This is a genomic window from Cupriavidus sp. 01L415 (assembly GCF_056400065.1).
In genome coordinates this window covers 51,355-69,152 of the sequence record NZ_JBFTSP010000008.1, presented here as the reverse complement: position 1 = coordinate 69,152, position 17,798 = coordinate 51,355, and the positions used below count along the sequence as shown (strand labels likewise).

At 63.5% G+C, this 17,798-nt stretch carries 20 protein-coding genes and 1 other RNA gene; 4 read left to right on the top strand and 17 right to left on the bottom strand.

What is annotated here, in order from left to right; all coding sequences use genetic code 11:
- Positions 1–26: 26 nt before the first annotated feature.
- The 5 genes from erpA to rplM all read right to left on the bottom strand — a co-directional run bounded on the left by erpA (position 27) and on the right by rplM (position 2,865).
- Positions 27–395, bottom strand: coding sequence for an iron-sulfur cluster insertion protein ErpA (erpA, locus tag AC1DOX_RS15190; RefSeq protein ID WP_092135946.1), 369 nt, complete (start codon positions 393–395; stop codon positions 27–29).
- 101 nt (positions 396–496) lie between these two features.
- Entirely contained in the window at positions 497–997 is a 501-nt protein-coding gene (locus AC1DOX_RS15185; RefSeq protein WP_441619038.1) for a bactofilin family protein, read from the bottom strand.
- Between the two features lie 23 nt (positions 998–1,020).
- Positions 1,021–1,764, bottom strand: a complete 744-nt coding sequence (locus AC1DOX_RS15180) for a DUF6776 family protein (protein WP_441619036.1) — start codon at positions 1,762–1,764, stop codon at positions 1,021–1,023.
- A gap of 267 nt (positions 1,765–2,031) precedes the next feature.
- Positions 2,032–2,424 (bottom strand): 30S ribosomal protein S9, encoded by a 393-nt coding sequence (gene rpsI / locus AC1DOX_RS15175; protein WP_092135941.1) that lies wholly within the window; start codon positions 2,422–2,424, stop codon positions 2,032–2,034.
- Between the two features lie 12 nt (positions 2,425–2,436).
- Entirely contained in the window at positions 2,437–2,865 is a 429-nt protein-coding gene (rplM, locus tag AC1DOX_RS15170; RefSeq protein WP_092135939.1) for a 50S ribosomal protein L13, read from the bottom strand.
- A gap of 830 nt (positions 2,866–3,695) precedes the next feature.
- Between rplM and AC1DOX_RS15165 the strand changes: the two genes are divergently transcribed.
- Positions 3,696–4,118, top strand: a complete 423-nt coding sequence (locus AC1DOX_RS15165) for an OsmC family protein (RefSeq protein ID WP_092135938.1) — start codon at positions 3,696–3,698, stop codon at positions 4,116–4,118.
- Positions 4,119–4,169: 51 nt separating this feature from the next.
- Here AC1DOX_RS15165 and rnpB read toward each other — a convergent pair.
- The 5 genes from rnpB to AC1DOX_RS15140 form a co-directional block, all read right to left on the bottom strand.
- Positions 4,170–4,510, bottom strand: an RNA gene (rnpB, locus tag AC1DOX_RS15160) — RNase P RNA component class A.
- A gap of 34 nt (positions 4,511–4,544) precedes the next feature.
- On the bottom strand, positions 4,545–5,327 hold the full coding sequence (locus AC1DOX_RS15155; protein ID WP_441619033.1) for a DUF3025 domain-containing protein: 783 nt from the start codon (positions 5,325–5,327) through the stop codon (positions 4,545–4,547).
- Positions 5,328–5,332: 5 nt separating this feature from the next.
- Positions 5,333–6,367: a dihydroorotase gene (gene pyrC / locus AC1DOX_RS15150; protein WP_441619031.1), complete on the bottom strand. Its 1,035-nt coding sequence runs from the start codon at positions 6,365–6,367 to the stop codon at positions 5,333–5,335.
- A gap of 50 nt (positions 6,368–6,417) precedes the next feature.
- Positions 6,418–7,716: a glycerate kinase type-2 family protein gene (locus AC1DOX_RS15145; protein WP_441619029.1), complete on the bottom strand. Its 1,299-nt coding sequence runs from the start codon at positions 7,714–7,716 to the stop codon at positions 6,418–6,420.
- A complete protein-coding gene (locus AC1DOX_RS15140) occupies positions 7,713–8,786 on the bottom strand; it encodes a tartrate dehydrogenase (protein WP_441619027.1) in 1,074 nt (357 codons plus the stop codon). The genes AC1DOX_RS15145 and AC1DOX_RS15140 overlap by 4 nt, the downstream gene beginning before the upstream one ends.
- A 131-nt stretch (positions 8,787–8,917) precedes the next feature.
- On the opposite strand from AC1DOX_RS15140, the gene AC1DOX_RS15135 reads away from it, so the two are divergent.
- Positions 8,918–9,748 carry a class II glutamine amidotransferase gene (locus AC1DOX_RS15135; RefSeq protein ID WP_092135930.1) on the top strand — a complete coding sequence of 277 codons (831 nt, stop codon included), beginning with the start codon at positions 8,918–8,920 and terminating at the stop codon, positions 9,746–9,748.
- A gap of 93 nt (positions 9,749–9,841) precedes the next feature.
- On the opposite strand, the gene AC1DOX_RS15130 is transcribed toward AC1DOX_RS15135, so the two are convergent.
- From AC1DOX_RS15130 to AC1DOX_RS15105, 6 genes are all read right to left on the bottom strand, one after another.
- Positions 9,842–10,576: an amino acid ABC transporter ATP-binding protein gene (locus AC1DOX_RS15130; RefSeq protein WP_092135929.1), complete on the bottom strand. Its 735-nt coding sequence runs from the start codon at positions 10,574–10,576 to the stop codon at positions 9,842–9,844.
- A complete protein-coding gene (gene gltK, locus AC1DOX_RS15125) occupies positions 10,573–11,256 on the bottom strand; it encodes a glutamate/aspartate ABC transporter permease GltK (protein WP_092135928.1) in 684 nt (227 codons plus the stop codon). Before gltK ends, AC1DOX_RS15130 begins: the two co-directional genes overlap by 4 nt.
- 10 nt (positions 11,257–11,266) lie before the next feature.
- Positions 11,267–11,995: an amino acid ABC transporter permease gene (locus AC1DOX_RS15120; RefSeq protein WP_441619023.1), complete on the bottom strand. Its 729-nt coding sequence runs from the start codon at positions 11,993–11,995 to the stop codon at positions 11,267–11,269.
- 65 nt (positions 11,996–12,060) lie between these two features.
- Complete coding sequence (locus tag AC1DOX_RS15115) at positions 12,061–12,960, bottom strand: glutamate/aspartate ABC transporter substrate-binding protein (protein WP_092135925.1); 900 nt, start codon at positions 12,958–12,960, stop codon at positions 12,061–12,063.
- A 304-nt stretch (positions 12,961–13,264) separates the two neighbouring features.
- A complete protein-coding gene (locus tag AC1DOX_RS15110; RefSeq protein WP_441619021.1) occupies positions 13,265–14,572 on the bottom strand; it encodes a Glu/Leu/Phe/Val family dehydrogenase in 1,308 nt (435 codons plus the stop codon).
- A gap of 122 nt (positions 14,573–14,694) precedes the next feature.
- Complete coding sequence (locus tag AC1DOX_RS15105) at positions 14,695–15,639, bottom strand: LysR family transcriptional regulator (RefSeq protein WP_441619019.1); 945 nt, start codon at positions 15,637–15,639, stop codon at positions 14,695–14,697.
- Between the two features lie 177 nt (positions 15,640–15,816).
- On the opposite strand from AC1DOX_RS15105, the gene AC1DOX_RS15100 reads away from it, so the two are divergent.
- Positions 15,817–16,383: a cysteine dioxygenase family protein gene (locus AC1DOX_RS15100; protein WP_441619017.1), complete on the top strand. Its 567-nt coding sequence runs from the start codon at positions 15,817–15,819 to the stop codon at positions 16,381–16,383.
- A gap of 69 nt (positions 16,384–16,452) precedes the next feature.
- The gene (locus tag AC1DOX_RS15095; RefSeq protein WP_441619015.1) at positions 16,453–16,911 is read left to right on the top strand and encodes an Lrp/AsnC family transcriptional regulator; all 459 of its coding nucleotides are present in this window, start codon (positions 16,453–16,455) and stop codon (positions 16,909–16,911) included.
- Positions 16,912–17,022: 111 nt separating this feature from the next.
- On the opposite strand, the gene AC1DOX_RS15090 is transcribed toward AC1DOX_RS15095, so the two are convergent.
- Complete coding sequence (locus tag AC1DOX_RS15090) at positions 17,023–17,796, bottom strand: ABC transporter permease (protein ID WP_441619013.1); 774 nt, start codon at positions 17,794–17,796, stop codon at positions 17,023–17,025.
- Positions 17,797–17,798: the final 2 nt, after the last annotated feature.

The window sequence follows — 17,798 nt, the reverse complement described above, 5'->3', positions numbered from 1 at the left end:
CTTTTTTGCTGAGCAAGGCTGCGGTCTCAGACCGAGAACGACGAGCCGCAACCACAGGTGGTCGAAGCGTTCGGGTTCTTGATCACAAACTGGGCGCCGTTGATGTCTTCCTTGTAGTCGATCTCCGCGCCTACCAGGTACTGATAGCTCATCGAGTCGATCAGCAGCGTGACGCCGTTCTTGACCATCGTGGTGTCGTCTTCGTTGACGTCTTCGTCAAACGTGAAGCCGTATTGGAAGCCAGAGCAGCCGCCGCCCTGCACAAACACGCGCAGCTTCAGCTCGGCATTGCCCTCTTCCTCGATCAACTGCTTGACCTTGTCGGCGGCGCTGTCGGTAAAGACGAACGGTGCCGGCACGTCCTCGGTTACGGGTGCCTCTGCGACTGCGTTCATGGGGGATCTCCTGTTTAGATACGCTCGTATTCTAAGCGCTACTCACAAATCGTGCCGAAGCCCTTTGTTTTCAAGGGGCTCTGGGCGCTAACGCCACATGCTCATGCGGGCACGCCCGCGCGTTCAGGGGCGTTGTCGTCGTCCTGCACCGTTGCTGCGTCGGGGGATTGATCCGTTGCCTTGTCAGTTGCCTTGACTGTCTTGGTCTCGGCGGAGCCGGAGAAGTTCGGCAGCGCCTTCACTTCGCCCTGGACCAGCGGCACCAGACGACCTTCGACGATGGCACCCTGGTGCATCTCAAGCGCAGCATAGTGCACCTCACCATGGACACGCGCATGCGGTTGCAGTTCGAGCAACTCACCAGCATGGACAGGGCCCGTTACGGTGCCATTGAGGATCAGGTGGCCAACGCGGACCTCCCCTTCGACGATCCCTTTTTCGCTGATGACGAGCATGCTGGGCTTGCCGTCGGCGGCAACCACGTTGCCACGCACGCGACCATCCAGCCGCAGCCCGCCGGAAAACGTCACATCGCCTTCGATGGCGGCATCCTGGCCCACGAGCGTATCGATGGACAGGCCTTTTTTCTTCGAAAACAGCATGTTCTTCTCCTTGTTCTCGCGAACTACGGCGTTACCGACTGTGTCGCGCGCACCTGCCCGTTCTGAAGAACGCGGACTGACACGGCGCGGACTTCGGCATCCTGGGGAATCCCCAGATCGCCTTCGATGCGCTGGTAATGCGTGAGCCGAACCGCCGGCAAGGGCGGATCGCTCGGCTGGGGCACCGTGAGCGTTAACGGCTTCCCACTCCGAATTGCTGAAATTATGAACTGCAATTCACCCCGAAATTCCGGCTGCTCGACAAAAGCCTTGGAGCCACCCTGCATCACGAGCAAACGATAGTGCATGGCATGCGGTCGAGTTTCATCCATCGCGACCCGGAAACTCCGGACGTGAATGCCCGAGGTATCGCCGGACGTAGGCAGGAGTGTCTCGAAAAATCCCAGGTCCTCCTTCAACTGCCCGGCCTCCGCTTCCGCGGTCTTCAACTGCCGGGCAAGCTGATCCTGCGCCGCATGCGCCATCTCCAGCTGCGCCTCCGCCGTGTCCGCACCCGCCCGCAACCGGTCGCGCTCGGCCGTCACTTCCGCCAGTTGCGTGCGCAGTTGCGCATTGATCGCGGCCAGCTCCTGTCCGCCAGTCATTCGGCTGTTGGCGGTGTAGACCCAGAGGGCCAGACACGTACCGACGAACAGCAACAGCGCAACGCTCAGCGCCCATGTGCGCCACGAACGATGCCCGCGAAGCATCGCGCGCGACGACCGCAAACCCTTGCGAGGCCGCAACGGCCGGTACTTCAGGCCCATCTGGCTACCCGGCTCGACGCGCGGTGGCCGCCAAACTGCCCGGCAATCCAGTGCTCCATGATTTGCCTCTCCATTCGCAGGCCCGTGATTGTATCTCCGGACGGTCATTGTGCGAATGACAAGTATGACAACTGGAACACTTACCCCATCTCTGCAACGTAGAGAGTCGAATACACAGCGCGAGTCGGGGCAAAAAAAAACCGCACGACGAATCGTGCGGTTTTTCCGGATTCGCAAGGCCCGCCAGAGCGAACCTGCGAATGCGCATCAGCGCTTCGAGAACTGCTTCCGGCGACGTGCCTTGTGCAGACCGACCTTCTTACGTTCCACTTCACGTGCATCGCGCGTGACGTAGCCAGCCTTCGACAGCGCCGACTTCAGCGTGGCGTCATAGTCGATCAGGGCGCGGGTGATGCCGTGACGGACAGCACCGGCCTGGCCGGTTTCGCCACCACCGGTGACGTTGACCTTGATGTCGAACGTCTCGGCGTGAGCCGTCAGTTCCAGCGGCTGGCGCACGATCATCAGCGAGGTTTCGCGAGCGAAGTACTCATTGATGGGCTTGCCATTGACGACGATGTCGCCCTTGCCCGACTTGATGAAGACACGTGCCACAGCGCTCTTGCGGCGGCCAGTACCGTAATTCCAGTTACCGATCATGGATTGGCCCCCTTAGATTTCCAGCACCTTGGGCTGCTGCGCTTCATGCGGATGCTCGGCTTCGGCGTAAACCTTCAGCTTCTTGATCATCGCATAGCCCAGCGGACCCTTCGGCAGCATGCCCTTCACAGCCTTTTCCAGGGCGCGGCCCGGGAAACGTTGCTGCATCTTGCCGAACGTCGTTTCGTAGATACCGCCCGGGTAACCCGAGTGGCGGTAATACTTCTTGTCCGTTTCTTTGGTACCCGTGACGCGCAGCTTTGCTGCGTTGACGATGATGATGTAATCACCGGTGTCGACGTGCGGAGTAAATTCCGGCTTGTGCTTGCCGCGCAGTCGGCGTGCCACTTCGCTGGCAACACGGCCGAGGACCTTGTCCGTCGCGTCAATCACGTACCAGTCGCGCTTTACCTCATGAGGCTTGGCGGAAAAGGTCTTCATGATTTTTCCTGACTATTGAATACTGCCCGATTTGACGGTCGCCGTTTTAGCGTCCTGTCGATCGGCCGGCCCTTTGGACCTGACCTTCCTGCTTGTATTTGCAGGCTCTCCCTGACTTCTTTCCCGGGGGCAATGACCGGAAAAGCCGTCGATTATACTGGCGGACGACTGGAACGCACAAGCAAAGTCGTGGCTTTTCGTCAAGATGTCCAGGCCGATGCCGTGCAACCCGCGCAAGCATGCGACTCCGGCGCCACGCGAAGCGCACCGGGCCTGGATAATTGGCTCCGCGAGCCCTGTCTTCGAGATCAGGCACCGCTTGCCACCGATGAAAGCATGGACAAAAGCACGGACGAAAAAAAACCCAAGTCGGTTGGACTTGGGTTTGAATCCACCAAAGGAGGAGGGTGGAGGAGACACTGGGTGATCGACGGAGCCGGTCGTGGCGGGCGGTGCGGCGAGCGATGGAGGTGTTGATTACCTGACTTTCGCTTTCGCACTCTGGCGCGCTGCATGCGCCGTCGTTCAATGACTGGAATTATACATGCAGGTCCCACGGATGCAAGAAAATTTGCACTACGAAATCGTATTGCATATTACGAAATGCGTTTCACGACACACGCAAGAGCACAATATTCTTTAAAAACAACCGCTTGAGTAAAATCATCGGATGACTGCCAGGCGCCCGCCTAGAGGAAACCCTCGGATTTCTGCGGGAAATCCCTTGGCCGCGACGCCACACCCCAATGTCATATACTCATCAAATGCAAGATTCGTGATCACGCGGACGTGAGCGAAAACACACAATCAGGAACCAAGGAACGAACAAAATGGAATGCAAAGTGACATGGATGGGCCCCGAGGGCATGAGCTTTGTGGCCCAGACCGGTAGCGGTCACATCGTTGCGATGGACGGCGCACCCGATGGCGGCGGCAACAACCTTGCACCGCGTCCCATGGAAATGGTGCTGCTCGGCACGGGCGGCTGCACGGCCTATGACGTGGTACTGATCCTCAAGCGCGGCCGCCAGGACGTGCGCGGCTGCTCGGTCAGGCTCGAAGCCGAGCGCGCCGACGCCGATCCGAAGGTCTTCACGAAGATCAATTTCCACTTCACGGTAACCGGCCGCGGCCTGGACCCCGTCAAGGTGGAACGCGCGATCGAGCTGTCGCACGAAAAGTATTGCTCGGCCTCGATCATGCTGGCCAAGACCGCCGAGATCACGCACACGATGGAAATCGTCGAAGGCTGAACGCCCCGACCGAAGACGCCGCCCGGCCGCGCCGGGTGGCTTGAGAAACAGAAGCAAAGCAGGCCGATAAGCCGGATTCTGTGCACCCCGCCCACCTTGCGGCGGACGACGCGTGACAACCATTCCTCTAGGCCGACCGTTACCGGCCGGCTCCAGCTCCCTACCCGCAGGCTCAGCGGGCCGCTTCAGCGCCTGCCTATTTGGGATTGCTCCAGGTGGAGGTTACCGCGTTTCACCCTTCCCGCCAGGCGAACCCGGCGGCAAGACTCGTCTCTGTGGCCCTATTCCGCACGTTGCCGTGGATGGCTGTTAGCCAACACCCTGCCCTGTGGAGTCCGGACTTTCCTCCCCTTGCGCCTTGCGACGCAAGCAGCGGTTGTCTGGCCTGCTTTGCGGGCCGCAGTCTAACACCGATGGACCGGCAGGTCAGCCCGTCACTGCAGCCGCCCCGCGCCGGCCCGGGCGAAACACGGAGACGTCGTCATAGAACGCCGAATCAGCGTTTTCGTCACACCAGTCCGGAATGCCCAGCACTGGGAGCGGCGCGAAGCAGCGCCCGCCCCGCAATGCCTCCTGATCCGCCGCGGTGGCGAGCGACCGCGCCAGCAGCCGGTCCAGTTCCTCTCGCGGGGTATTCGGGGGCGCCGCGATCCACCAGGCATGAGCCGTCACGGCTTTGTACGGCCGCACGAGCTTTTCCAGCAACGCATGGCCGAACGGCACTACGGTGACGGCTTCGGGCCAGGCCGCCCGGTGGTCGATAAAAAGGCTGCGCCATGCAAATCCGCGCAATGCCGCTACCAGGCCGGCGTCCTCTGTGACCAGGACCACCGCGTTCTCGTCGAACAGCGTCGCCGCATCACGCACTCCTCCGCGCACGGGTTGGATGCCGTCTCGATCGATCGCGTCGGCCTGCAGCCGGTTCAGCAGCGATTTGGTCTCGGGAAAATGCAGCCAGACGAGCGCATTGAATGCGTCGTGGAGATTGTCGCGCGTCGGCACCTCACCGGTCGCGAAGATGTGGGATTCGTAGGCCCGACCGTCTGGCAGCGCGGCCTGCGGCACGAACCGCAGGGGCAGCCCCCGGGCATTGGTCAGGCCATCGGCTTGCCGGCTGAGTGCCTGCCGGACATCGCCGCCGTCCAGTGCGATGCCGGACGCGGCAAATGGCCGGAACCACGGCCGCGTCCAATCGATGCAGTCAAACAATGCGCTCAGCGCGCCTTCCAGCGCAGCGTTTCGCCGCCACGCAGCGGCACCAGCGTGGTGTCGCCAAACGGCAGTTCCGCCGGCAGCTCCCAGTCCTCGCGCGTCAGCGTGAGCGTGCCCGTGTTGCGCGGCAGGCCGTAGAACGCCGGGCCGTTGAAGCTGGAGAACGCCTCAAGCTTGTCCAGCGCGCCGGCGATGTCAAACGCCTCGGCATACAGCTCCATCGCGTGCAGGGCCGTATAGCAACCGGCGCAGCCGCACGCATGCTCCTTCAGGCCACGCGCATGCGGCGCGCTATCGGTGCCAAGGAAGAAACGCGCATCGCCCGACGTGGCCGCCTTGACCAGCGCCTCGCGGTGGATTTCGCGCTTGAGCACCGGCAGGCAGTAGTAGTGCGGACGAATCCCGCCGGTAAAGATCGCGTTGCGGTTGTATAGCAGGTGGTGGGCGGTGATCGTCGCGCCGACCGGACCTTCGGCCTCGGCGACATATTCCGCCGCGTCCTTCGTGGTGATGTGCTCGAACACCACCTTCAGCTCCGGAAGATCCTTGCGCAGCGGGCGCATCACGCGGTCGATGAACACCGCCTCGCGGTCGAAGATATCGATGTCGCCATCGGTCACCTCCCCATGCACCAGCAGCGGCAAGCCTTCGCGCTGCATGGCTTCCAGGGTGGCGTAGCACCGGCGGATATCGGTCACGCCGGCATCGCTGTTGGTCGTGGCGCCGGCCGGATACAGCTTCACCGCATGGATAAAGCCGCTGGCCCTGGCGGCCGCGATTTCCTCGGGCGGCGTGTTGTCGGTCAGGTATAGCGTCATCAGCGGCTCGAACGTCATGCCGGTCGGCAGCGCGGCCAGGATGCGGGCGCGGTAGGCACGGGCTTGCTCCACCGTGGTCACGGGCGGCTTCAGGTTCGGCATGATGATCGCGCGGGCAAACTGGCGCGCGGTGTCAGGCAGCACGGCGGCCAGCGCCGCGCCGTCGCGCAGGTGGAGGTGCCAGTCGTCCGGGCGGGTGATCGTGAGCTTCTGGGTCATTGCTGGTATGCGTCCCGTAACCGCGAGGGCAGCGACGGGACTGTGCGAAGTTAGAGAATCAGGATGGCGCGGTAATCGTTCACATTGGTGCGTGTCGGGCCGGTCACGACGAGATCGCCGATCGCGTCGAAGAACCCCCAGGCGTCGTGCGCATCGAGCTGGCGCCGGGCCGAGATGCCCGCGGCCTCGGCGCGCGACAGCGAATCCGGCGCCGCCAGGGCACCGGCATTGTCCTCGGAGCCATCGATGCCGTCAGTGTCGGCCGCGATTGCATGGACATTTTCCGCCCCCGCCAGCTCGATGACCAGCGACAGCAGGAATTCGGAACAACGCCCGCCGCGGGCCTTGTCCGCGCCTTCGCCCGGCAATGTGACCGTGCATTCGCCCCCGGAAATCAGCGCCACCGGCGCGGCGAACGGCGCATTGTACGCGCGAATCTCACGCACCAGCGCGGCGTAGACGCGAGCAACTTCCTGGGCTTCACCGGTGACGGTATCGCCTAGAACCACTGGCTGGATGCCTTGTTCGCGGAACAGCGCCGCGGCCGCGTCCAGACTCCCGTGCGCCGTGGCGATCATGCGATTGTCCACGCGGGCGAACAACGGGTCGCCAGGCTTTGGCGTTTCGTCGATCTCGCCGCGCGCACCGCGCTCCAGGTGCGACTGCACCGTGGCCGGCACGGTGGCGCCATAACGCTTCAGGATGGCGAGTGCGTCACCATAGGTGCTCGGATCGGCCACCGTCGGGCCCGAGGCGATCGCACTCGGGTCGTCGCCAGCCACATCGGAGACGATCAGCGTCGTCACCGGCGCGCGGCTGGCCTGTGCCAGGCGTCCACCCTGGATCCGCGAAATGTGCTTGCGCACGATGTTCATTTCGGTGATCGGCGCGCCGCAGCGCAGCAATTCGCGCGTAGTGGCCTTCAGGTCCGCCATCGGAATGCCGTCGGCCGGCAGCGACAGCAGGCTGGACCCGCCGCCGGAAACCAGCACGATCAGCCGGTCATCGGGCCCCAGGGCCTGGACGCGCGCGAGAATCTCCGCGGCAGCCTGCTCTCCCGCCTCGTCCGGAACCGGATGGCCGGCCTCGATCACGCGGATATGCGCGGTCGGCAATCCGTGGGCATAGCGCGTGACGACGATGCCTTCCAGCGTGGCGCGGCCCGCGTAGGCCTGTTCCACGGCCAGCGCCATCGACGCCGCGGCCTTGCCTGCGCCGACCACCAGCGTCCGGCCACCCGCATGGGGTTCCGGCAGATGATCAGCCACGATCTGGAGCGGATCGGCGGCGGCAACCGCTGCGCGAAAGCTCTCGAGCAGCAACGTACGGGGATCGATATGCAGGCTCACAGCGCCTCCGCAATCGCGCGGCCCAGGTCGGCGGTACTGGCCGTGCCGCCAATATCCCGCGTCAACGGGGCGTGGCCCGGGCCCGCGGCCAGGACCTTTTCGATCGCGGTCAGCACCGCCGCACCCGCTTCGGCATGGCCAAGATGTTCGAGCATCATCGCGCCGCACCAGATCTGGCCGATCGGGTTGGCCACGCCGCGCCCGGCGATGTCCGGTGCCGAGCCGTGCACCGGCTCGAACAGGCTCGGATAGGTCCGGTCCGGGTTGATGTTGCCGGACGGCGCCACGCCGATCGTGCCCGTGCAGGCCGGTCCCAAGTCCGAAAGAATGTCGCCAAACAGGTTGCTGGCCACCACCACATCGAACCAGTCCGGGTGCTGCACGAAGTGTGCAGTCAGGATGTCGATGTGGTACTTGTCCACCTTCAGGCCCGGATAGTTGGCGGCCATGGCCTCCACGCGCTCATCCCAGTAGGGCATCGTGATCGAGATGCCGTTGGACTTGGTGGCCGATGTCAGGTGCTTCTTCGGGCGTTTCTGCGCCAGTTCAAACGCAAACTTGAGAATCCGATCCACGCCGGTGCGGCTCATGACCGTTTCCTGGACCACGATTTCCCGCTCCGTGCCCGGGAACATGCGGCCGCCAATACTGGAGTACTCGCCCTCGGTGTTTTCCCGCACGACGTAGAAGTCGATATCTCCGGGCTTGCGATCGGCCAGCGGGCTCTTGATACCAGGCATCAGCCGCACGGGACGCAGGTTCACATATTGGTCGAACGAGCGGCGGAACTGCAGCAGCGAACCCCACAGCGACACGTGGTCGGGGATCTTTTCCGGCCAGCCCACGGCCCCGAAGTAGATGGCGTCGTACTTCGTCAGCGTATCGAACCAGTCGTCCGGCAGCATCTTGCCGTGGCGCTCATAGTAGGCGTAGCTGGAAAAATCGAAGTGGTCCCACTGGAAGTCGATGCCAAAGCGGCGCGCGGCGGCGTCCATGACACGGATGCCTTCGGGCATCACTTCCGTTCCAATTCCGTCTCCGGGAATGACAGCGATCTTGTATTGGCTCATGGCTGGGAAGGGTCGGGGCTGAACAGCTTGAGGGGGCGCCCGGGCGCCGCGCTTGGCAGCGTCCCGCACGCGCGGGATAATGTCCGCATTCTATTGCAAAGCGGCAGCCCCCTGCCGCACCGGTGCCCGCCATGTGCCAGCTGCTAGGCATGAACTGCGCCACGCCTACCGACGTGACGTTCTCCTTCACCGGCTTCGCCGCCCGCGGCGGCGTGACCGACCATCACTCCGACGGCTTCGGCGTGGCGTTCTTCGAAGACAAGGCCTGCCGGCTGTTCATCGACAACCAGTCGGCCGGCACGTCGCCCGTGGCGGATCTGATCAAGAAATATCCGATCAAATCCAAGAACGTCATCTCGCATATCCGCAAGGCCACGCAGGGCACGGTCCTGCTGGAGAACTGCCACCCGTTCATGCGCGAACTCTGGGGCCGGCACTGGATCTTTGCCCACAACGGCGACCTGAAGAACTTTGCGCCGTTCCTCTCCGGGGTCTACCAGCCCGTGGGCGACACCGACAGCGAACTGGCGTTCTGCACGCTGATGCAGGGCCTGCGCAAGCGGTTTCCGGGATCCCAGCCGCCGCTGAACGAACTGGGCCATGCGCTGGCGGACATCACGCGCGATATCACGCTGCACGGCGTCTTCAATTTCCTGCTCTGCAACGGTCAGGCGCTCTTCGCGCACTGCTCCACGCACCTGTATTACATCGTGCGGCAGTGGCCGTTCTCCAAGGCGCACCTGATCGATGCCGACCTGTCGATCGACTTCGCCCAGGTGACCACGCCCGACGACCGCGTGGCGGTGATCGCCACCGCGCCGCTGACGGACAACGAGACCTGGACGCGCTTTGCGCCGGGCGAGCTGATCATGTTCGAGAACGGCCTGCCGACGATGACGCTGACCGTGCCGATTCCGCCTGAGGTGCAGGCGAAGAACGCGGCGAACACCGCCTGCACCTGATCCCGCGCCGCGGCGGATGCGGGTGTCGGAATGAATAAAGGGACGCCATCAGGCGTCCCTTCTTGCTTCCAGGCCTTGCAGGCCGGCCGTCGATCAGTGATGCAGGATCTTCGACAGGAATTGCCTGGCGCGGTCCGAGCGCGCGTCGATGTTGCCGAAGAACTCTTCCTTCGCGCAGTCCTCGACGATCTTGCCGGCGTCCATGAAGATCACGCGGTTGGCCACCTTGCGTGCAAAACCCATTTCGTGGGTCACGCACATCATGGTCATGCCTTCCTGCGCCAGCTGCACCATCACGTCCAGCACCTCGTTGACCATTTCCGGGTCCAGCGCCGACGTCGGTTCGTCGAACAGCATGCAGATCGGGTCCATCGACAGCGCACGGGCGATGGCCACGCGCTGCTGCTGGCCGCCCGACAGCTGGCCGGGGAACTTGGCCGCCTGGCTCTTCAGGCCCACGCGCTCCAGGTACTTCAGGCCCTTGGCGGTGGCTTCCTCCTTCGAACGGCCGAGCACCTTCATCTGGGCGATGGTCAGGTTCTCGGTGATTGACAGGTGCGGGAACAGCTCGAAGTTCTGGAACACCATGCCCACGCGCGAACGCAGCTTGGGCAGGTTGGTCTTCGGATTGCCCACCGAGGTGCCATCGACCAGGATGTCGCCCTTCTGGAACGGCTCCAGCGCGTTGACGGTCTTGATCAGCGTGGACTTGCCCGAACCCGACGGGCCGCACACCACCACCACTTCACCCTTGGCGACCTTGGTGGTGCAGTCGGTCAGCACCTGGAAGGCGCCGTACCACTTGGAAACGTCATTAATTTCGATCATACAGCCACCTTTTTCTGGTAACGCTTGACCAGCAGCGAAGCGGAGAAGCAGATAAGGAAGTACACGAGACCGGCGAACAGCAGCATTTCCACGATGCGGCCGTCGCGCTCGCCAATGCCATAGGCCTGGCCGAAGAAGTCAGCCAGCGCGCTCACGTACACCAGCGACGTATCCTGGAACAGGATGATGCCCTGGGTCAGCAGCAGCGGAACCATGTTGCGGAACGCCTGCGGCAGGACCACCAGCCGCATGGTCTGGCCGTAGGTCATGCCCAGCGCCTGTGCGGCGAACATCTGGCCGCGCGACACGCTCTGGATACCGGCACGGATGATTTCCGAGTAGTACGCGGCCTCGAACAGTGCAAACGCCACCAGCGCGGAGGTCATCCGCAAATCGGCTGCGGGAGACAGGTTGAACACCTTCTGCAGCAACTGCGGAATGATCAGGAAGAACCACAGCAGCACCATCACCAGCGGAATGGAGCGGAAGATAGTCACGTACCCCTGCGCAAACCAGTTCAGCGGCTTGATGGAGGACAGGCGCATCATCGCGAGGATGGTGCCCCAGACGATGCCGACGACCACCGCGGTGACGGTGATCTTGAGCGACACCAGCATGCCCTCGCCCAGCACGTGCAGCGTGGAGGGATTGATGGAGGTGAAATCGAATTCGTATGCCATGATCGTCCCCTTACTTGCCGCCAATGAAGCCCGGCACGCGGGTACGGCGTTCCACCCAGCGCATGATCAGCATCACCGTCACATTGATCAGCGCATACATCAGCGTGACCGCAATGAACGACTCGTACGGGCGCGCCGTGTAGTCCACCAGCTGGCGACCCTGCGCGGCCAGCTCCAGCAGACCGATCGTCGACGCGACCGCGGAGTTCTTGAAGATGTTCAGGAACTCGGAGGTCAGCGGCGGCACGATCACGCGGAACGACATCGGCAGCAGCACGTAGCGATACGTCTGCGCCAGCGAGAAGCCCATCGCCAGGCCTGCATTGCGCTGGCCTGGCGGCAGCGAATTGATACCCGATCGCACCTGCTCGCAAACCCGCGCGGCGGTAAACGTGCCCAGGCAGAGCATGGCAGCGACGAACTGCTGCGCGAACGGGTTCATCTGCTTGATCGTCTCGCCGCCGGGCAACAGCTCCGGCATCACGAAATACCAGATGAACAACTGCACGAGCAGCGGAATATTCCGGAAGATTTCGACGTAGGTGGCTGCCAGCCCCGACAGCCACTTATTCGGCACGGTGCGCAGCACGCCAAGCACCGACCCGATGACAAGGGCGATCACCCACGAGGACAGGCCCAGCGCGACCGTGACCTTGAGACCGGAGATCATCCAGTCCAGGTACGTTTCGTTCTGCGCCGCCTGCTCGAGGAAGACTCCCCAGTGAAAGATGTAATCCATGTTGCGTCCTCAAAAAGAAACGGAAGGACTTCTCCTTCCGTTTCGCACTGCCCTGATCACGGAGATCAGTCGAGTGCCTTGTCGTTCGGGGTCTTGAAGAGCGCCTTCATGTCTTCGGACAGCGGGAAGTCCAGGTTCAGGCCCTTCGGCGGCACCGGTTGCATGAACCACTTGGCATACATCGTGTTGATCGAGCCGTCCTTCATCAGGCCGGTGATCACGTTGTCAGACAGCTTCTTGAACGGTGCGTCATCCTTGCGGATCATGCAGCCGTACGACTCGCGCGACTGCGCCTTGCCCACGACGATCCAGTCGGCCGGGTTCTTGGCCTTGGCGCGCTCGCCGTAGAGCAGCGCGTCGTCCATCATGAACGCCACGGCACGGCCCGATTCCAGCGTCAGGAACGACTGGCCATGGTCCTTGGTGCTGATGATGTTGAGGCCCAGCTTCTGGTCATCGTTCATCTTGCGCAGCAGGCGCTCGGACGTGGTACCGGCGGTGGTCACCACGTTCTTGCCCTTCAGGTCGGCCCAGTCCTTGATGCCGCCATCCTTCTTCACCATGATGCGGGTGCCGATGATGAAGATGCTGGTGGTAAACGATGCCTGCTTCTGGCGCTCGAGGTTATTGGTCGTGGACCCGCACTCGATGTCGATCGTGCCGTTCTGCAGCAGCGTGATGCGGTTCTGCGAGGTGATCGGGATTTCCTTGACCTGCAGGTTCGGCAGCTTCAGCTGGTCCTTGATGGCTTCCACGATCTTCATGTTGATATCGTAGGAATAGCCCACCTGGCGCACGCCGCCCAGGTTGTAGTTGAACGGAATCGAAGAATCCCGCACGCCCAGCGTGATAACACCCGTATCCTTGATCTTCTGCAGTGTGCCCGTCAGCGGCTCGGCTGCCTGCGCGGTACCGCACAGGACGCCCGCCGCGATCATCAGGCTAGCCAGCTTGGCTACATTCATAACATCTCCTTGACCATGAAGAGAAAGGCGGGACTCTAGCAAAAAGGTCCCACCAGCGAAACAGTATTGCTTAGCTCGTGACCCAAAACAACGGGTTTTTCCCCTAAGTGGTGCCGTTTCGGGCATGGTTTCGCGGCGATGCGTCAAAATGAGACACAACTGCGAACGCTTGCGCCATTCGACTGCGGGCGGCACAGGTACGAAAACGCGGCGACCGGAACTCTCCGGCCGCCGCGTTCTGCCATTTGCCGAAGCGGAGTCATGCTGCATCGCAGCACTACCTCCGCTCCCAGTCCCGCCTCAATCAGGGATACAGGCCGCGCATCTCGCGCGCCTGCAGGATTCGCGTACAGGCGACGATGAACGCAGCCGTACGCAGCGTGACCTTGTTTTCCTGGGCAACCTGCCAGATCGCCCGGAAGGCTTCTTGCATGATTCGTACCAGGCGTTCGTTGATTTCCTCCTCGGTCCAGAAGAAGCTCGAGAAATCCTGCACCCATTCAAAGTAGGACACGGTCACGCCGCCGGCGTTGGCAATCACGTCCGGGCAGACCAGGATGTTGCGCTCGCGCAGGATGTCATCCGCTTCCGGCGTGGTCGGGCCGTTGGCGCCCTCGATCACCAGGCGGGCGGTGATCTTCGGCGCGTTCTCCGCCGTGATCTGGCCTTCCAGCGCGGCCGGAATCAGGATGTCGCACTCGACTTCCCAGAACTGCCCGGTCGACAGGACCTCGCCGCGGAAGCCCTCGATGGTGCCGCTGTGCGAGGCATATTCCATCATCGCCGGAACATCCAGGCCAGCCGGGTTGTACAGCGTGGTGCGGTGATCCTGCACGGCCACGACCTTGGCGCCGGCCTCATGGAACAGCTTGGCGGCGACCGCGCCCACATTGCCGAAGCCCTGTACGGCCACGCGCGCGCCCTTGATGTCCATACCCAGATTGCGGGCGGCTTCCGAGCCCACGACGAACACGCCGCGGCCGGTGGCCTCGTGACGGCCCAGGGAGCCGCCCAGCGAGATCGGCTTGCCGGTCACCACGCCGGTGGACGTGCTGCCCGAATTCATCGAATACGTATCCATCATCCAGGCCATGACCTGGGCGTTGGTATTGACGTCCGGCGCAGGAATGTCCTTGCTCGGTCCGATGATGATGTTGATTTCGCTGGTGTAGCGGCGGGTCAGGCGTTCCAGCTCGCCCTTCGACAGCGAGCGCGGATCCACGCGGATGCCGCCCTTAGCGCCGCCGTACGGCACGTTGACCGCGGCGTTCTTGACCGACATCCACGCCGACAGCGCCATCACCTCTGACAGCGTCACGTCTTGGTGGAAACGCACGCCGCCCTTGCCCGGGCCGCGCGACAGGTTGTGCTGCACGCGATAGCCCTCGTAGTGGGCGATCGTGCCGTTATCCATTTCGATGGGCACGTCCACGACCAGCGCACGCTTGGGGCGCTTCAGCGTTTCGACCCAGCGCGCCAGCGAGCCCAGGTAGGGCGTGACGCGATCGACTTGCTGCAGGTAGATGCCCCAGGGCCCGAGCGCCTCGGCGTTCAGGTAGGAAGGCAGGATATGGGAGTTGACGGACGACTTGGACGGTGCTGCGGAAGACATCGTTGGGTTCCGAGTGAAGGTGACACGGAGCATATCGGCGCCCCGCACCCCGAATCCAATGCCGATTGCTCATCCGCCCCCGAACGGTTATGCAACCCTTGCATAACCTTGCCTGCCACGTCTTACGACGTCAGGGACGCCCAGATCTTGTCCACCAACTGGCGCTTGCGCCGGACCTGGCCGCCGCGCCGGTCGTTGGACGCCTCGGAGGGCCGCTCCCGATAAAGCCGGATCTCCATGTCGATGGACTGCGGCAACCCGCGCGCGGCCTCGGCCCGCACCAGCCGGCCGGCGGCCACGTCCTCGCGCACCGCGCTCTCGGGCAGGAAGGCCATGCCGTGCCCCGCCAGCGCCATCACCTTGAGGGCCTCGGCCATATCGGTCTCGTAGCATTTGTCGAGCTTGAGCGTGTCGCCCGATTCCGCCAGCAGCATGTCCACCATCCGGCCCAGGAAGGCATTGGGGGTATAGCTCAGGAACGGCACGGGCTTCTTGTCCGTGCCCGGCAGCCGGAACAATGGCCGCCCGGTGGCGTCCGGCACGCTGAAGGGCGACAGCCTTTCCATGCCAAGTACCAGCATGTCGTAGTGCGCCGGATCAAGCTGGATCGCCTGACGCGCGTGGTGATAGACCATGACCAGGTCGCACCCCCCTTCCACCAGCATCAGCACCGCGTCGTGGACGTTCAGCGCGCGCAGCCGGCACGGTAGCGTGCCGACCTTGCGCTCCACGCCCTTGAGCCATTCCGGGAAGAAGGTCAGTGACAGCGTGTGCGGCACCGCGAATTCCAGCACCTGCGCGTTGGCGGAACGCTGGCCGCGCATCAGTGCGCGGGTTTCGCTGACCTGCGCCAGCATCGCCAGGGCCTGCTCGTAGAACACCTTGCCAGCCGCCGTCAGGCTGGTGGGATAGCTGGAGCGATCGATCAGCTCGGTGCCAACCCACGCCTCCAGTGACTGGATGCGGCGCGAGAACGCCGGCTGGGTCACGTGCCGCAGCTCCGCCGAGCGCGAAAAGCTGTGCGTCTCGGCCAGGCTGACGAAGTCTTCAAGCCATTTGATTTCCATGGCGCGAATTATCGCTTGCCGCTCGTCGCAGCGCACGATGAGCAAGTTGTTTCCAATTTTCTACAGTCCTGTAGAACAGGATTACAATTTGAGACCGATTCCGACCAAAGAATGCATGATCTTGCTCCGGAGGCACTTCTATGATGGATGGCATACCACATCGAATCCGAGCCAGCCATGCCCGCCCCGCACACGTCCGCCGTTCAACCATGCGTCCCCAGTGGGCCCACGACGTCTCCCCTGAACCTGCTGACCACCGGCATGGAAGCCACGCTGGCCCAGAGCGCCCGCATGGTCGCCGCCCATGTGGCAGCCAGCCTGCCCGATGCCGATACGCTGCTGGCAGCCCTGCCGCCCGGCGCGCTGGACGGCAGCCCCGAGACCTACACGCGCCATCTGGTCCATGCCGATCCATACGAGCGGTTCTCCGTCATGCTGCTGATCTGGCGTCCCGGCCAGTTCAGCCCTGTCCACGGCCATCGCACCTGGTGCGCGTACCGCGTGCTGCGCGGCACGCTGTCCGAGCGGCACTACCGCTGGAATCCCGAGAGCCGGACCGCCACACAGGTCAACGCGGTAACGCGCGAGGCCGGCGCGACGTTCAGCGTGCCAGCCGGCTTGCAGCATATCCACGCGCTGGGCAACGCCAGCGACGAGGTCGCCATCTCCCTCCACATCTACGGCGTGGAGCAGGACCGCATCGCCACCGGCGTCAACCTGCTGGTCGACACCGTCACGATCTGACACTCGCGGCGACGGGCCCCGGCGGGTGTGCAGCGCCCCGGGCCCCATTTCCCATTGACGCGAGACGCCATGGACCGCTATGACCGCCAGATCCTCGGCATCCTGCAGGAAGATGCCACCGTGGCCGTCGCCGAGATCGGCGAACAGGTCGGACTGACCTCCACGCCCTGCTGGCGCCGGGTGCAGAAGCTGGAAGAATCCGGCGTGATCCGCAAGCGCGTTGCGCTGCTGGATGCCGGCAAGCTCAATGTGGGCGTGACGGTGTTCGTCTCGATCCGGACCAACCAGCACAACGTGAAGTGGCTGAAGGCCTTCCACGGGCTGGTCGCGTCGATTCCCGAGGTCACCGAGTTCTATCGGATGGCCGGGGATACCGACTACCTGCTGCGCGTGGTCGTACCGGACATCGCCGCCTATGACGCCGTGTACAAGAAGCTGATCCAGGGCGCGGAGCTGGCCGATGTGAGCTCAAGCTTCGCGATGGAGCAAATCAAGTACACCACGGCACTGCCGCTCGACTACGCCTGAGTTGCGGCCGGGCTACGGCCGCGCCCGAGTCCCCCCGGGCCCCGTCCGACTGGCCGCCGAAGGGTTACCAAAGAGCCGCCAAAGACGCGAACGGCGCATCGCGGGGCCCCATCAGCCGCGATGCGCCCATCCTGTCATCCGCTTCTCCAGCACGGCAAACAGCTCGTACATCCCCATCGCCATCGCGGCGATGACCACGAGCCCCGCAAACGCCAGCGGCATCTTCATCGCCGAACCGGCGGACACCAGCAGATAGCCGATCCCTTCGTTCGCCGCGTTCATCTCGGACACCGTCGTGCCAACGAACGCGAGCGTGATCGCCACCTTCAGCGACGCAAAGAAGAACGGCATGGCGCGCGGCAGGCCGACCTTGAACAGGACGTCCCGCCGCCTGGCGCCGAGCACGCGCAGCACGTCCTCGAGTTCCGGCTCCAGCGTGGCCAGGCCCGTGGCGATGTTGACCATGATCGGGAAGAACGAGATCAGGAACGCCGTCAGGATGGCCGGGCCGGCACCAAGGCCAAACCACACCACCAGGATGGGCACGAATGCCGCCTTGGGCAGCGCATTGAACGCCGTCATCAGCGGATACGTGGCCGCATAGGCGAGCCTCGACGAACCCATCAGCAGCCCCAGCACCACGCCTACGCCGATGGCCAGCCCGAAGCCGACCATCGTGGTCCAGAACGTGCGCCACGCATGGCCCGCGATCACGTCGCCATATTCGGTCAGCGACGACACGATGGCCGACGGGCTGGGCAGGATGAAGTCGGAAATATCAAAGACCAGGCACGCACCCTGCCAGAGCAGCAGGAAGGCACCCAGCAGAAGCCACGGCGCGACGCGCTGCACGCGCCTTGCCTGGGAAGACGTCAGTGTCGTCATGA